Annotated in this window: 7 protein-coding genes and 2 pseudogenes; 2 read left to right on the top strand and 7 right to left on the bottom strand. The window is 60.9% G+C overall.

Features of this window, described 5'->3' with window-relative positions:
• Positions 1-186 precede the first annotated feature (186 nt).
• The 7 genes and pseudogenes from RF646_RS01925 to RF646_RS01895 form a co-directional block, all read right to left on the bottom strand.
• Positions 187-2,502: a hypothetical protein gene (locus RF646_RS01925; protein ID WP_368835058.1), complete on the bottom strand. Its 2,316-nt coding sequence runs from the start codon at positions 2,500-2,502 to the stop codon at positions 187-189.
• Positions 2,503-3,335: 833 nt separating this feature from the next.
• Positions 3,336-4,346, bottom strand: a pseudogene (locus tag RF646_RS01920) (IS481 family transposase).
• Between the two features lie 101 nt (positions 4,347-4,447).
• A pseudogene (locus RF646_RS01915) lies at positions 4,448-5,154 on the bottom strand (transposase); the annotation flags it as partial.
• 504 nt (positions 5,155-5,658) lie between these two features.
• The gene (locus RF646_RS01910; RefSeq protein ID WP_368835057.1) at positions 5,659-6,900 is read right to left on the bottom strand and encodes a heparan-alpha-glucosaminide N-acetyltransferase domain-containing protein; all 1,242 of its coding nucleotides are present in this window, start codon (positions 6,898-6,900) and stop codon (positions 5,659-5,661) included.
• Between the two features lie 61 nt (positions 6,901-6,961).
• Entirely contained in the window at positions 6,962-10,111 is a 3,150-nt protein-coding gene (locus RF646_RS01905) for a type I restriction endonuclease subunit R (RefSeq protein ID WP_368835056.1), read from the bottom strand.
• A complete protein-coding gene (locus RF646_RS01900) occupies positions 10,108-11,367 on the bottom strand; it encodes a restriction endonuclease subunit S (protein WP_368835055.1) in 1,260 nt (419 codons plus the stop codon). Before RF646_RS01900 ends, RF646_RS01905 begins: the two co-directional genes overlap by 4 nt.
• Complete coding sequence (locus RF646_RS01895) at positions 11,364-13,352, bottom strand: N-6 DNA methylase (protein WP_368835054.1); 1,989 nt, start codon at positions 13,350-13,352, stop codon at positions 11,364-11,366. The genes RF646_RS01900 and RF646_RS01895 overlap by 4 nt, the downstream gene beginning before the upstream one ends.
• 535 nt (positions 13,353-13,887) lie before the next feature.
• Here RF646_RS01895 and RF646_RS01890 point away from each other — a divergent pair.
• Positions 13,888-14,391, top strand: a complete 504-nt coding sequence (locus RF646_RS01890; RefSeq protein ID WP_368835053.1) for a Fur family transcriptional regulator — start codon at positions 13,888-13,890, stop codon at positions 14,389-14,391.
• Positions 14,392-14,463: 72 nt separating this feature from the next.
• Complete coding sequence (locus tag RF646_RS01885) at positions 14,464-15,990, top strand: catalase (RefSeq protein ID WP_368835052.1); 1,527 nt, start codon at positions 14,464-14,466, stop codon at positions 15,988-15,990.
• Positions 15,991-16,056: the final 66 nt, after the last annotated feature.

Raw genomic sequence — 16,056 nt, 5'->3', positions numbered from 1 at the left:
CGCCAATAAGTCTGAGTAATATGCGCAACCATCCGTGCATCCTGCGGGACGACTAGGCAGCACAAGATGACTTCGAGTCGAGTTTCAAACTAGCTCCAATTTCACGTGCAACCCTTAAATGAATGTCATAGACTGCATGGAGATCTTAAGAGCCACGGGACTCGCGTTTGGCCAAAACTTGCGCATCTACTTTAGCAACTTCAGGTCACTGGGGTTTTCCATAACAGCCAATACCTCATTGCGTCGCGCCGCGATTGGTCCGTATAGGCCACCCGAACGCGTGGTAACCTGCCGTAATAACCCCTTTGACATAAGATCCTCTATAATTTGAGGAACAATTTCTCGAAGTTGGAGAGGTAGCCCACGCGTCAAAGCGCTTGACATTCTTGCGCTGCCCTTCTGTTTATATACTTTTCGCAAAATTGTCAAAGCAACCTTATCCTCAGCGGGAATGGCCAAATCAAGAATCCCCGCGTTCGTGTAACTGCTCGAGACGAAGGTATCAATCTCCGTGCCGAGAAAATTATTAGATAGAGACTCGGGAATCGAAGGAAGGCCGACTAACTCTTGTATCAAGCAATTGCGAAATTCTGGCACTGAAGAGGTGCTGGGTTGTGATTCTGAAATGTCCACACTTTCAAAGACGCACTCGTTGAATTGCATATAATCGATGAAAGCCCCGCCGCCAGTTGTCAGCGAGGGTATGAAAATTTCCCTTACCATGGGTCTGCCCAGCAGCTTCAACTGTGCTTCCATGAAATCTGCAACTAAGCAGAGCTCGTAAAGAATGGCATCAAACTGCAGAAGATCGACTCGGTGCTTCACTGTTGACATGACTTGTCCGGGACTAATGGATTGATCTCGAAGCTGTAGCACTGCCACGGCAGCCGAAATGGGGCCGGTAACCCAGTTCCAAGGACCAGATTTAGTCAAAGGGTGAGAAGTGTTATACGGGTTGGCGACATAATCTGCCAAATCAAAGCCAAAGGCAGCATCCGCAAGAGACTGATCAATAAAACGCCGGTATTCACCTTCACTCCCAACATTACCGGAGGTCGGGTCGAATGGGGATGGTTCGGGCCGCAACCCAGGGAGTCGTTGTAGCAGCTGCAAGCCCTCTTGTTCGGGCTCATAATTGCATACATCGAGAAATGCCGACTGCATATCACTCAATGAGATGGGACCTAAACCCTTGTCCTTGTCGCGGCCGAGTGTTGCCACGCGAGCTATAAGTCGCATTACATTATCAGCCGTGATGGACGGAATTCTTTCCGATTCGCGCTGTGCAATCTGGCTAAAAAGCCGGTGCCACGCGTCCGACTCTGCATGTTCAGACATAAAAAAGTCCTGCGACAGGCGGTTCTCTTCATGCAAGTATTTTACAAGTAAAGGTCGTCGTGGGAGCCAAGAAGGAATTTCAAAATCGGTTTCACGAATGAGGTTTTCAACATCCTCATCCGAGAACTCATCGACCCTGAATACCGTCGCATCAGGAAGGCCTAGGACTTGCCGCAGCTCTCTAATCCCGGAGAAATACTGCATTCTACCCGAAACTATTATTCCGCTGTCCTTGGGGGTTTCAGCTATAAGTCTTCGAATAGAGTTGAGGGCACTCTTTCGTACGTTCCGTAAGTCACGGGCGCCGCCCACCCACCTGCTAGGGATTAGTTCGTCGAAGCCATCCAGCAGCAAGTCGCACAATCCGGAGCGCCAAGCCGAGATCAGCGACATGTCACCTGCAAACCCTACTTCCTCCGCATGCCGACGAATAATCTCCACCGGGGTATTTAATCCTTGCATGTCATTTATATTTATATGCAAAGGGAACTTGTTTTTAACTTGGTTCTTGAAGTGCAACGAACGGAGCTTTTCAAAGGCTTGCCGGAGAGCTTCGCTCTTGCCTCCGCCGTAATCGCCCACGACAAGTATGCGTTCGCCAGCCGAAAGTTTAGATACTAATTCCGCTAACCCAATGGTTTCGGCTGGTTCCTCTCCTATAAACCGCTGTGGAACGTAAGGATAGCTGCGGCGGATTTCGTGTCCACGCACCTCCTGCATGTCCGTGCTCCCGAATGGAGCCAGTCGCCGTTTCTGCACGTACTGCTCTGAGTTGATTAGCCGAGATCGTAATGAGTCAACGCTGAGCGCGAACAGCTGCAAGCCTTCTCGTTGGGCGATCTCCTTAATTGCGGTCCTTTGCTCCGCCGTTGGTTCTTTCTGTGTCACAAAAAAACCTCGGGCGGCCTTGTAAAGATTTTCAGGCTTTCGAGATAGGTCCTGAATTAATTCGGCGATTTTCCTTCCATCTTTTATAGATTTTTGTTTGCTTTGTGAAGTGGTGAATTCATAGACGTCGATGTTCGAGTCGCCAATAAATACCCCATCTCGTTCCTTTCCTGAGTGCATCTCAGCACCTTGGGTTCCCGAAGGATCATGGATTGCTTGGACGAGCCGCAGGGCTCTTAATTCAAATTCTCTACCGTCTGCATCTTGGTTATTCATTCTTCACCACTTCTAGCCAATTGTTCGTTTAGCAAGTATTAGTAAATAGTCGGTAATCTCATACTGAATTAACTGAAAAATTCAGTGATGGAGATTGCCAGGATAGCCGCAAGTCCATCGCAGTTACATATTACGGTCGGATTTATGTCTTATTTGCACGCTATACTTAACTCTCATTTTTACTTTTCACGGTGAATACGTTCGCGCGCAATCACGCCTATCAAGTTTGTCGGACACCGTGTCCGCCGCCGCGAAAGACTGTCTGATAGGGGCGCGGCCGGGGGCGATGCTAGCAAAGTGTTAGGCTTCTTGTCCGTCATGCAAACATCCAACTACAATCTGCCTCGTAGAGCTAGGGTCAGGGTCCATCCAATGTGATTATCTCGAAAAAAATGCGGTCTAGATGCCTTCCAGCCCCTATCCAGTGGGGTGTGTTGGCATAGGTTGAGGTGTTGATCCTTATGTGGTCTTCTGGTTGAGGTTCTAGTCATCTGTTTCCCTCCTCCTTCGACCGATGGCGTGCGTGTTGTTGTCCATTGCTGCTATCTTATACGAGCGGGTGGTTCTTGGCCGTCGCATCTCCTATCTTTACGGGTTGGGGGATTAATCGTGTAAGCGGACTTAGTTGCGCTGGCTTAGAATTTGAGGGACATGTCGAAGATCCCATATTGCCGTTATGCAGTGAGTCGGTAGTGCCGGGCGCATCGCTGTCTCGAGTGACCACATCGTATACGACGGACCGCCGACTTCCTTGATTAGACTTATGCTACAGGCCTGCTCTCAAACTATGCGTCTCAGAGCGGCGTGTGGCCGATTAGCTCCCCTGACCGCCCCTAGGTGTAGGAGGGCGTGACGTTGTTGACGCGGGTTGGGGTGCGTGAGGCCGGGGGTTGATCGCCGCAGGCGGTGTGAGGCCGATGGTAGTTGAAGTGGTTCACCCACACCCCGATCGCCTCCCGGCGGGCCTGCTCGCTGGGATACGAGCGGGCGTAGAGCACCTCATCGGCCAGTAGCCGGTTGTAGCGCTCGACCTTCCCGTTGTGCCGGGGCGTGTAGGGCCGGATCCGCTGGTGCCGGCTGGCCAGTGCTTCCACGGCCCTGGTGAAGTCCCGGGCGGTGTAGTTCGCGCCGTTGTCGGTGACTACCCGGTGGATGCGGGTGATGCCGTGGGCGGTGAAGAACACCCGTGCGCGGCAGAAGAACCCGATCGTGGTGGCCGCTTTCTCATCATCGAGGGCCTCGGTGTAGGCCAGACGGGAGAAACCGTCCACGGCTGAGTGGAGGTAGGTGTACCCGACGCGTTGCTTGTGGGCGCGTTTGGAAGCCAGGGCCTGTTGGGAGCCTCGCCCGTGGGCCCACCAACCACCCCCGTCGGGAATCCGCCCAAGCTTCTTCACATCCAGGTGGATCATGTGCCCGGCCCACCCGGCCCGGATGCGTTGGGGTGCCCGGCGCAGGTTCTCCCCGTCCGGGGTGAGATCACGTAGCCGGGAGATCCCGAGTCGGTGCAACCACCGGCCCACGGTGCGCAGGTGCAGCTGGTATCCCAGTCCCTGCAGGTGGTGATGGATCCGGCGAGCTGACCACTTCTTCTGCCGCCGCAGGGAATCAATCTCGGCAATGAGATCAGAGCTGATCTGGGATGGATAGGATCCTGGTCGGCTGGAGCGGTCATGCAGGCCCGCTTCGCCTTCGGCGCGGTAGCGGGCCACCCAGGTCGCCACGGTAGGACGGGAGACACGGAACTCCGCGGCCACATGGGCCTAAGCAACACCGTCGCGGAGATGACGGTGCACCATACGTAGTCGGCCGGTCGGGGTCAGGGGTGCATTAGCGTGGGTCATGAACGGGCTCTTCCAGACAGGTGGGTGGTGTAGGAACTTCCATCCTGTGACGAGGAGCCCGTTCCTCATCTCACCGCCACACCCGTGACAAGAACCTCATGCCCCACAACACCTAGAGACACGATTGGCGGAGAAGCTGTTCCACGTAGCGCCGGTCTCGCTGGTCGCCACCGGCATGCCAATCGCCTCTTGGTGCCTGTCCCCGTTCACACCGGTCGCCAGTAGCGCGACGGCCTGGATCATCCGCCCGCTCTCGCGGACCTTCATGGTCAGTGCGTCGGCGGAGATGAACGTCAACGGACCAGCCTCTTCCAAGGGCGGGTGATGAAACTGTTCCACATGCTCGTCAAGATCGGCCGCCATCCTGCTGGCCCGCGAATTCGAGAAGCTGAGGATATCGAGGGTCTTTATCAACTTGGGGGTATCCCCCACTGTGGGCAACGCGCGGCGCGCAGCGGGGGGCGTGCGACGGGTCGAGACGCCGACGAGGTAACAGCCCGTGACCACCGTGGCTAGCGCAGATTCTGAACGCTTGCGCCGCCGGCGCAGCCATTCGGGGAAGTAGGTGCCCGTGCGGAGCTTGGGGATCGTATCGTCGAGGGCGCGGACCCGGGTATCGAGGTTGGGGTGGCGGTAGCCGTTGCGTCGGGCAACCCGGCCGTACTCCGCCCCCGATAACAGCATCGGCATCCGCCTCGAGTAGGACATTCATCATTTCCTGCAGCAGGCTGCGCATTAGTTCGGGAGAGGTCTCGGCTAGGGCCTCACCGAACAGGCCGGCAGAGTCGACAACACGGGGGGCGGTCATCGTGGGGACTCCGTTCGAGGATTTTTCAGAAAACAGACTCGAAGGATTACGCGGTGGCCGCCCCCATGTCCGAGACGATCACGACGGGGCCGCCGCCCTACACCTTTATTGGGGACTCAACCTAGCCTTCCATCTTTAGAATCATGAGAGGGATGAAGATCTACCCGCCGTTACGGGGCCAACCACCACTCATCGTCGATACCCCCCCGCACCACAAGTGCTCGCGGTGAATGCGCAGAATCCACCCTGGTATTACGGAGCGCCCGTTGTTTAAGCTCCGCATTCTTGACGCCCTCCTGGCCGACAATGCCACCGCATTCCCCTTGTGCTCCTCGTTAGCCCCAGACCGCGTAGAGACGTACCAACCCTGCCAATCGGCTCGGCCTTGGCCAGCCATTCGTGTTCCTGGTAGCGGGTCATGCCGACCATGGCCGTATTTGGGAGACCCACGGTTCCACTATCGTGCGGCAACAGCAGATCTTCGTCTTGTAGTGTTACCCGCCGTTAAGTATTGCGGGTCCTGTGGCGATTGGCGTGGACACCCCGCCCGGCGACGAGGCGACGCGTCCTCTTCGCGCAGTAGGCGACCACCCGCTCGAGCGGTCCCTGCCCCAGAGTCCGTTGCCAGATGACCGCGAAGACGGCGGCCACCAGTACGTGCACGAGGTACCAGAGGTAGGGGGAGTCGTAATGCAGCTCGAGGGACAGCGCCAGCAGGTGCGCCGAGTACAGCGTGAGGGTCATCGACCCCATCGCCGACAACGGCAGTAGCCAGTCCCCGATCTTCTGGCTGATGAGCAGGAACACCCCCAGCACCGCCAAACTCAGTCCGAGGCTGGTCGCAATGGCCAGCGGGGTGTTGGAATGCGGGGTCGTGATGGCCAGCCACCACCCGGTGTCGGTTGGTAGCGAGTCGGTACCCCACACCAGGATCTCGTCGAGCGTGGACTCGCTCAAGCGCGATGCCTCCTGCAATACGGAGTAGCCCCCGAGGCCGTAGAGGAGCACGGCGGACACGAGCTGGGCCAACACGGTGAGCGCGACGCCCACGATCACCAAGCGGGCCTGGGTGCGCACTGCTCGCAGATCCAAGCGGCCCAGCCCCATCCCGACCAGCAGATACGTCATGTACGGCAGCGCCGGGTAGTTGCCGGTCAGCAGAAGCTGAGAAAGCGTGCCCGCGGGGTTGCTAAGGACGTTGGGCAGGGTGGGGTTGTAATACCACCATTCCGGCAGAACATCCAGCATGCGCTGCATCAGCAGGGGGGAGAGGATCCCGAACGCGGCGGCCCAGATGAACAGCGTCTTGGGGCGGGCATGCAGGAACGGGATGGCCAGGATGAAGAACATGCCGTAGTAGAACAGGATGTTGTAGGCGGGGGGATCCTCCGGCATCGCGGCGTTGACGGTCATACCCACCGTGACGATCAGCAGGGCGCGGACTAGGACACTCACCCGGTCAGCGGTCAGGGCTCGCTCCTCGCGTGGTTGCCGGGCGCCGGAGCCCAGCGCCAGGCCCACTCCGGCCAGCAGCGCGAACAGGGCCGCCGAGTGCCCGGAGAACAGTCGCCAGGACCAGCTGGCCTCCCCGGTCTGCTCGTTCCACGCGGGCAGCAGGTGGATGGCCATGAGCCCGATCAGTGCCAGCCCCCGGGCGGCATCGATCCCCACCAGTCGCCGCTTGCGTGGCGCCCCGTCCGTTGCGGTTGCCACGTCCCCCGTGCCCCCGCGTCGTGTCGTATTCACTCGTACTCCTGAGTTCTCCCCGGCCTCGCGGCCCCCTAACACGTGCTTTCAGGGATAAGCCCTACCCTGCCCGCGACCGTTCCCACAAATCGAACGCCATGGCCAGTTCCACCAGATCGGTGGGTGGAAGCTCCTGGAGCCGTTTGGCGATCGCCTCGGACTGGCGGTTCTGATTCCACACGGAATCCTCCAGCACAAGACGCACCTGCGGGGAATGCGAGAAGTCCACCCTGGTGTTGTTGCGCGCCTGTTGCTGCAGGTCCTTGTTCTCGGCGGCCTCGCGGACCAGTAGTTCCACCGCGCTCACCTTGTGCTCGTCGCTGGCGTCCATGCCTCCGAGGAATCTGTTGACCTTCTCCACCAGCTCGGCCTTGGCCGCCCGCTCGCGTTCCTGCTGGCGGGTCATGCCGGCCTCGGTCATGCCCTGCAGCCCTCGGGCCTCGCCGTCCTCCAGTTGCAGGTCCTCGTCCCGCTGCTTCTCCAGCCGGTAGTGGGTGAGGACGACGTCGTCCGCCGTCACCGTCTCGCGCTCGCCGCCGTCCAGCTGCTCGCGCAGCAGTCGCGCCAACAGGTCCGCGAACACCGAGAGCTTGAGGTAGTACGCGTCCCCGAAGTTGAGGATCTGGGAGAAGAACGCATAGGACTTCGTGTACTGGCCCAGCAGGGAACGGAACTCGTCGAGCTCGTCGCGCGCTGCGGCGTCGTCGTCGTACACGGCGCGGGACCAGCGGTTGGTGAACCGCTCGACCGCCGGCACCAGCGCCGAGGTCAGCGCGCCGCGCTTGCCGTTCCTGTCCGACCACGCCGCCCACACCTGGTCGACCTCCGCGGGCGTGTAGATGTTGGCGGCATCCAGCTTGGTCATCTGTTTGGCCACGAGGTCCGGGTCCGAATCGGTTTCGATGCGCGCGTCCTCGTAGTAGTCCTGGAACGCCGCCAGGATCTGGGCGGGGTCGTTGACGAAGTCCAGCACGTACGTGTTCTTCTTGCCGTCCGCGCGCCGGTTGAGCCGCGACAGCGTCTGCACCGCGGCGATCCCGGACAGCTGCTTGTCCACGTACATGGCGGTGAGTAGCGGCTGGTCGAAGCCCGTCTGGTACTTGTTGGCCACGATCAGGATGTGCTGGTCGTCCTGGCCGAACACCGCGGCGAGATCCCGTCCGCGCAGTTCCGGGTTCATGGACGCCTCGGTCACCTCCGGCACGACCGCGTTACCGATCGCGGTAACATCCGGATCCGGCAGCGAGCCCGAGAATGCCACGAGGGTTTGCAGCGGCAGCTTCTCGCGTTCGATGTGCTTCTGGAACGCCCGCTGGTACTTCACCGCGGACGCACGCGACCCCGTCACCACCATGGCCTTCGCGCGCCCGCCCAGCTCCTTCTTCACGGTGTGCTGATAGTGCTTGAGGATCACGTCCACCTTGGAATCCACGTTCGTGGGGTGCAGCTCCACGAACCCGATGTACGCGCGCGTCCCCTTGCGCACGTCCACCTCGTCCTCGGTCGACGACGCCGCAGTCCCCGTCCTGCCCTCGGGCACCGTCTCGGGGTCCGCACCCTTGAGGGCGATTCGGGCGGCCATCTCGTACGTGGTGTAGTTCTTGAGCACATCCAGGATGAATCCCTCCTGGATGGCCTGCTTCATGGAGTACAGGTCGAACGCCTGTCGCTTACCGTCCGGACCCGGGGTGCCGAACAGATCCAGGGTCTTGGCCTTGGGGGTTGCGGTGAACGCGAAGTAGCTGATCCGCCGACCGTCGTCCGCCTGTGCGGCCATCTGGACCAGGGCGTCCTGGTCCGCGCCCGGCTCCAGCTCGGTTTCCTCGCCCGTCTGCGCCGCGGTCGGGTCGTTGCGGTACAGCAGGTCCTTGACCGACGACGCCGCCGCGCCGGTCTGCGACGAATGCGCTTCGTCCGCGATCACCGCGAAGCGCTTGCCCTCGAACGTGCCGCCTTTTTCTCGGATCTTGGCGAGGGCGTACGGGAAGGTCTGCAGGGTCACGCCGATGATCTGCGTGCCCGCCCGCAATGCCTCCAGCAGGCGCTCGGTTTTGGAGCCCTCGGAACCGGAGGTGATGGGTTCGAAGGTTCCCGTGGTCACGACCAGCTGATCCACCGCGTCCTGGAGCTGGCGGTCCAGCACCTGCCGGTCCGCAATGACGAACACGGTGTCGAAGACCTTCTCGCCCTCGGGCGTGTGCAGGGACGCCATGCGGTGGGCGGTCCACGCGATGGAGTCCGTCTTGCCCGAACCCGCTGAATGCTGGATCAGGTACTTCTGCCCCGGGCCCTCAGTCCGGGCCGCCTCGGTCAGCTTGGTGACCGCGCGCCACTGGTGGAAGCGGGGGAAGCGGATTTGGCTGGACTCGGTGACCCGCCCGGTCCGGGGATCGGTTTTCTTCTCGTGGTTCACGTACACGAACTTCGTGAGGATCGTGATCCACGTGTTTTTGTCCAGGATGTGCTCCCAGAAGTAGGACGTGGCCACGCCGTCCTGCGACGGCGGGTTGCCAGCTCCGTTGTCATGCCCCTGGTTGAAGGGCAGGAAAAATGTGTCCGCGCCCCTGAGCTGGGTGGTCATGTAGACGTCGTTCTCGGTGAGTGCGAAGTGCACCAGTGCACCTCGATGCGGGGTCAGCAGCGGTTCACCGGCTGGCGTGCGGTCCGTCTTGTACTGCTCGATGGCCGCCTGCAGCGACTGCGTGAAGTTCGTCTTGATCTCAATGGTCGCCACGGGCAGCCCGTTGAGGAACAGCACCAGGTCGATCCGGTCGCTCTTCCGCGTCGAGTAGCCGACCTCCTGCACCACCCGCACCCGGTTCTTCGCGTAGTGCTCTGTGATCCGGGGGTTGCGGTGGTCCGCCGGGGGAGCCGTGAGCATGCTGAACCGCTGCGCCCCGGGCACCGAGAAGCCGCGACGAAGCGTACTGAGGGTGCCACCGCCGGCCTTTTCCGACTGCTCCAGCTGAGATGCCAGGCGATCCAGAATCCGGCGCTCGCCTTTGGCCCGCGCGGCGTCATCCCCGTGCTCGGGCACGATCCGCGCGTACTGCTCCGGCTGGGTGTCTTGCAGCCACCCGAGAACGTCCTCGGGGAACATCGCCCGTTCTTTGTCGTAGCCCTGGGAATTGGGGGAGTGGTACCACCCGTGCCCCTCCAAGTACTCTGCGATCTCCCTCTGGAACGGCTTTTCCTGATGCGGTGCGCTCATGCGTACTCCCTGTGCAGACCCTGCGCGACGTCGTCCTCGATCTGCTCCGCCGCGGGCTTGTTCTTAGCGGTGACGTCGATTTGCCCGGTCACCGCCGCGGTAATGAGGGCGGCGCGCCGCTCGCGGGACAGAGCAATGATTCTCTGGAGTTCGCTCGACAGCCCTTCTGTGGTTGTGACGAAGTCTTCACACTGTTGCGCGACTCTGCGTTGCTCTTGCAGCGGAGGAAGCGGAATTTCAAGTTCGCGAACGTCTTCCAGACTCAGCTGAATTTTCGTGCCCCCGTAAGACTTTTCTGCAATTTGAGCTTTCACTTTTGATGAAAGGAGAGCATAGGCGACGTACTTTGGGTCAGCGAGGTGATTGTTTGGACGGATCAAGCAAACGTGTTGGCTCGTGTAGCCGCCTTCGATGGATTCGTCCGCAAGTGCGACGGAGCCCAGATCAGCTGTGATGGACATGAGGATATCACCCATCTGAATCTTAGCTCTCGCTCCTTCTGCATCCTCGACGCCAGCAACAAATTCCATGTCCTCGGAGAGGATGCGAACGTGATTTCGTGAGATATTCGTGATTCTGACGAAAGGATCGCCGCTTTCGCTGAGCAGTGAGGACCAATTACGTGATCCGCTGGTTAGGTACGTCGCGAGGCGCCTCAAGGGGACTCTCTCTGTACCCTGCTCTATCGCTCTATCTATGGCAGACCATCGACGTTCCGATACAAGGTGTAAGATTTTGTGCTGATCTTCAACGAACGCATCGATTTCGGCGGTCTCGTGGTCGAGGTAGTCCGCGATCTGCTGCTGCTCACCAGGGTTAGGAGCTGGGAGAGAAATGTTAAGCAGCTCTGACGGGTTGATAGCTGGGTAACTCACGCCCACCGATCTAGACACAACAGCATCGATAAAGCGTTGGGATAACGTGGCGTACTTCAAGAACTTTGAATCAATTCCCCGGGGCCGAAGTACACCAAATCCCGTCGACGCAATTGCTGATTCAGGGGGATCTACGACGTGCGCGATGGCTCGTAGGTACGTTCGGACAGTGGAGACAATGACGTCTCCGGGACGCACTACACGCCTTGCTCTTGATGGAGCTTCCTCAAAACGCATTGGTTCTTGCCACCTGATTGGCTCCCCTTCTGACACATCGGACAATTCTGCGTACCGAATCAGGGCATCGGGATTGAAATCTTCGGGCAAAATTTCGTCGTTCAATGTCACCGTGTAGCGTAGCTTCTTGGATTTGAAGCTCACCGCTTCACCTCCTCCAGCCGCGCGCGGATGCGACCCAGGACCTCGTCCAGATCCTGATCGATCTCTTCCAAGGGTCTCGGCGGCACGTACTCGTAGAAGTGGCGGGTGAAGGGGATCTCTGCACCCTCCTTGGTCTTGGACTCGTCGATCCAGGCGTCGGGGACGAAGGGCTTGACCTCACGTTCCAGGTATTCATGGATGTCCTGGACCCAGGGGACGTTCTCGGTATCCCGGAGCGTGGGGTCCGGTTCCGGGTCCTTCACACGGTTGGTTTGCAGCTCGCCGTCCTCGTCCCGTTCGCTCAGCTCATTCACGATGGCCTTGAGCACCGCGGGCTTCACCTGCAGCCCGGCCTCGACCAGGACATCGAGAAGTTCCGACGTGAACGCGCTCTTGTTGGTACTGACCTCACCGGCCGCGCGCTGGGGCCGGGTGTGGAGGGCGGAACGGAGCGCGGCGGCGTCGTCGTCGGGGAGCTTGGCAACCGGCTTGGAGGCCATAACGCGCTCGATGCGCTCGGCGGTAAACGCGAAGTTCAGGCGCAGTGGGCGCTCGACCGTGATGGTGCGGTAGAAGAAGTCCTCGGTGCGGAAGATCTTGGAGTGCTTGGACTCGGTGAACGCGGCGTAGAGGTCGGTGATTTCCTTGATGTTCTCCTTCGAGAGTTCCTTGCGCTTGGAGCCCACGGATTTGCGCATCTTCACGAACATGCCGGTGGCGTCGATCAACTGGACCTTGCCGCGGCGTTCGGGGGCCTTGTCCTTGGACAGGATCCAGACGTAGGTGGAGATACCGGTGTTGTAGAACATGTCCGTGGGCAGACCGATGATCGCTTCGAGGTAGTCGTTGTCCAGCACCCATTTGCGGATGTTGGATTCCCCGGAGCCGGCACCGCCCGTGAACAGGGGGGAGCCGTTGAGCACGATGGCCGCGCGGCCGGCCGACTGGTTCTCCTCCGTGGCGCTGGGTTCGCGCATCTTGGAGATCAGGTGCATCAGGAAAAGGAGCGAGCCGTCCGAGACACGGGGCAGGCCGGGGCCGAAGCGGCCGGCGAAACCTGCGATCTGATGTTCGGTCTCCACGGCCTTGCGGTGCTGCTTCCAATCCACACCGAACGGTGGATTCGACAGGCAGTAGTGGAACGTGCGGTTCTCGAACGCCGGGTTGGTCAGGGTGTTGCCCAGGACGATGTTGTCGATGGGCTGGCCCTTGACCACCATGTCGGCCTTGCAGATCGCGTAGGAGGCGGGATTGATCTCCTGGCCCAGCAGGTTGACCCAGGCCTCGCTGTTGAACTGCTTGATCTTGTTCTCGGCGGCGGAGAGCATGCCACCGGTGCCGGCGGTGGGGTCGTAGACGTCGCGGCCGATGCCGGGGGTGGTGAGCTCCTCGTCGTCGTGCAGCAGCAGAGTGACCATGAGGTCGATGACCTCGCGCGGGGTGAAGTGCTCACCCGCGGTCTCATTAGACGCTTCCGCGAACTTGCGGATCAGTTCCTCGAAGATGTGACCCATCTGCTCGTTGGACACCGCATCCGGGTGCAGGTTGGCCTTGGTGAAGTGCTGCAGGACCTGCAGGAGCAGATCGTGCTGGGCGAGGCCGGAGATGGTCTGCTCGAACTCGTACTTCTGGAAGATCTCGCGCACGTTCTCCGAGAAGGCGTTGACATAGTCCCGCAGGTTCTCCTCGAGGTTGTCGGGGTCACCCTGCAAGGTCTTGAGGGTCTGGCGGGAGCGGTTGAAGAAGTTGTAGGTGTGCTCGTTGCCGGCCTGCTTGGTGCGGTTGCGGATCATCGCCAAGGGCGGCTCGGTGTCCACGTAGGTGGGGCCGATGGCCTCCAGCACATCCTCCTTGGTGGGGGCGAGCACCGCGTCCAAGCGGAACAGGACGGTGAACGGCAGGATCACATCCCCGTACTGATGTTGCTTGTAGGTGCCGCGCAGGATGTCCGCGGCACCCCAGATGAAGGAGGCGTGGTTGAACACGGTGGGTGGCTGCCTTACTCGGTGGGGCGGGGGTTACCGTGCAGTCTACGAGGGGGGCAATGAGAAGCTGTTCTCTTCGCGGCTTTTTGTGAGCTGAAGGTTCTCGGATCTGGTGCCGGCCAACCAGCGGAACCAAATGGGTCTGTTGCATGAATTGGTGACAGTGTGACCTGCCCCTGTTGGAGACCCTCTGTGGGCTCGCGGGTTTGTACCTTGCCGTGAAGCACCCGGACAGGTAGTACGGCCGCCCGCAGTTCGGCGCCGCGGAGGCCGCGGGCGGCGTCGTCGATGGCCCGCGCGAACGGACGCGCCGCCGGACAGCGGGCAGGAACATCTGTGGTGCAGAACGACCAGAAAACAAGGAAAAACCGTGCGGATCGCGGCATGGATGTAGTGGAGAGCGTTTGCCGCGGCGCCAGAGGGTGAGGAGGGGCAAGCCGACCTCCCCGAGGGTTCACCCTCCCGTCACCCCTACGTCGTCCGGCACACCCCGCAACCTTTTGATGAGTAACTCAAAACATGACATAGTGAAGCTATGACCTCGACCACTCTGACCGATCAGCCCGGGGGACGGGAGAACGGCGGCGGCGCCGTCGTGCCCGTGCCGTGGACCGATCGGATCCGGGCGGCCGGACTGCGGGTCACCAAGCCCCGACTGGCGGTGTTGGACGCGCTCGAGCGCCACCAGCACGCCACCGCGGACGAGGTGCTCGCCGACGTGCGCACGGCATTGCCGGAGATCACGGTGCAGTCCATCTACGTGGTGCTGCACTCGCTCACGGACGCCGGACTGCTGCGCCAGCTGGACCTGGCGAACTCCCCGGCACGGTACGAAACCCGGGTCGACGACAACCACCACCATGCCGTGTGCACGGTGTGTGGACGCATCGAGGACGTGGTCTGTGCCGTGGGGCATGCACCGTGCCTGACCCCCAGCGAGACCCACGGGATGAGCATCCACGTGGCCGATGTCGTCTACCAAGGCGTGTGTTCCGACTGCTCGGCCCAGCGGGCCGGTGCGACCGCGCTGCCCGTCTAGACCCCTGAGCTCCGGGAACCCATCCGGGCCCCCGGTTCACCCACCCATCCCAACCCCATCAAGGAGTACGCGATGACGGAACCCACCCCGCACGCCACCGGGTCCACGACCCAGGCCGGCATCCCCGCGGTCAGCGACCGCAACTCGCTGACCACGGGCCGCGACGGAGCCATCGTGCTGCACGACCACCACCTGGTGGAGACCCTGCAGCACTTCAACCGGATGAATGTTCCCGAGCGTCGTCCCCACGCCAAGGGTGCGGGCGCGTTCGGCACCCTGGAGATCACCGAGGACGTCTCGCAGTGGACCAAGGCGGACTTCCTGCAGCGGGGTAAGAAGACCGAGATGCTGGCCCGCTTTTCCACCGTGGCTGGCGAGCTGGGCTCCCCGGACACCTGGCGTGACGTCCGTGGCTTCGCCCTGAAGTTCTACACCGAAGAAGGCAACTTCGACCTCGTGGGCAACAACACCCCGGTGTTCTTCGTACGCGACCCCATGAAGTTCCCGCACTTCATCCGCTCCCAGAAGCGTCTGCCGGACTCCGGCCTGCGTGACGGCACCATGCAGTGGGACTTCTGGACCAACAACCCCGAGTCCGCACACCAGGTCACCTACCTCATGGGTGAGCGCGGTCTGCCCAAGACCTGGCGTCACATGAACGGTTACAGCTCGCACACCTACATGCTCGTCAACGAGCAGGGCGAGAAGTTCTGGGTCAAGTGGGCCTTCATCTCCCAGCAGGGTGTAGAGAACCTCTCCAACGAGGAGGCCGAGCGCCTGGCCGGTGCCGACGGTGACATCCACCGCCGCGACCTCTTCGACGCCATCAAGAACGGCGAGTTCCCCAAGTGGGACCTGTACTGGCAGATCATGCCGTACGAGGAGGCCAAGACCTACCGCTTCAACCCCTTCGACCTGACTAAGGTCTGGCCCCAGAAGGACTACCCGCGGCACAAGGTCGGCACCATGACCCTGAACCGCAACCCGGAGAACTTCTTCGCGGAGATCGAGCAGGCCGCGTTCTCCCCGGCGAACATGGTTCCCGGCACCGGCAACTCCCCGGACAAGATGCTGCTGGGCCGCAACTTCGCGTACGCGGACGCCCAGCTCTACCGCATCGGCACCAACTTCCAGCAGCTGCCGGTCAACCGCCCGATCAACGAGGTGCACACCTACAACTTCGAGGGCCACATGTGGTACAACCACTCCGGCGCTCGTCGCGTGTACGCCCCGAACTCCTTCGGTGACTCCTGGTCGGACGAGACCGGTCCCGTGGACAACGGCTGGGAGGACGACGGCGCTCTGGTCCGCGAGGCCTACACCTTGCGTCAGGACGACGACGACTTCGGTCAGCCGGGCACCCTGATCCGCGAGGTCTTCAACGACGCGCAGCGCGCGCAGTTCGTGCAGACCGTGGCCGGCGCCCTCGAAGGTGTCGAGGAGCCGGTGCTCTCCAACGCCTTCCAGTACTGGAAGAACGTGGACGAGAACATCGGTCAGCGTATCGAGGAGACCGTCAAGTCCAACGCCGCCAACCCCGAGGTTCCGGGCATGGGCGTGGACGAGGACCCCACGAGCAACTCCGAGATCAGCGAGTAACGCTCCGGGGGTGAACGGACCCCGGGTGAGTTCGGTGGGCCCGGGCGCGGTGGGATGATGACCGTG

It is taken from the genome of Kocuria sp. CPCC 205261 (genome assembly GCF_040981025.1).
Taxonomy (GTDB): domain Bacteria; phylum Actinomycetota; class Actinomycetes; order Actinomycetales; family Micrococcaceae; genus Kocuria; species Kocuria marina.
The sequence above is the reverse complement of the archived record's forward strand: the minus strand, read 5'-3'. Positions and strand labels throughout refer to the sequence as shown.

Coding starts and splice junctions, on each gene's coding strand:
- RF646_RS01925 (WP_368835058.1), bottom strand. CDS start 2,502: ATGAATAACCAAGATGCAGACGGTAGAGAATTTGAATTAAGAGCCCTG.
- RF646_RS01905 (WP_368835056.1), bottom strand. CDS start 10,111: ATGAGCGCACCGCATCAGGAAAAGCCGTTCCAGAGGGAGATCGCAGAG.
- RF646_RS01890 (WP_368835053.1), top strand. CDS start 13,888: ATGACCTCGACCACTCTGACCGATCAGCCCGGGGGACGGGAGAACGGC.
- RF646_RS01885 (WP_368835052.1), top strand. CDS start 14,464: ATGACGGAACCCACCCCGCACGCCACCGGGTCCACGACCCAGGCCGGC.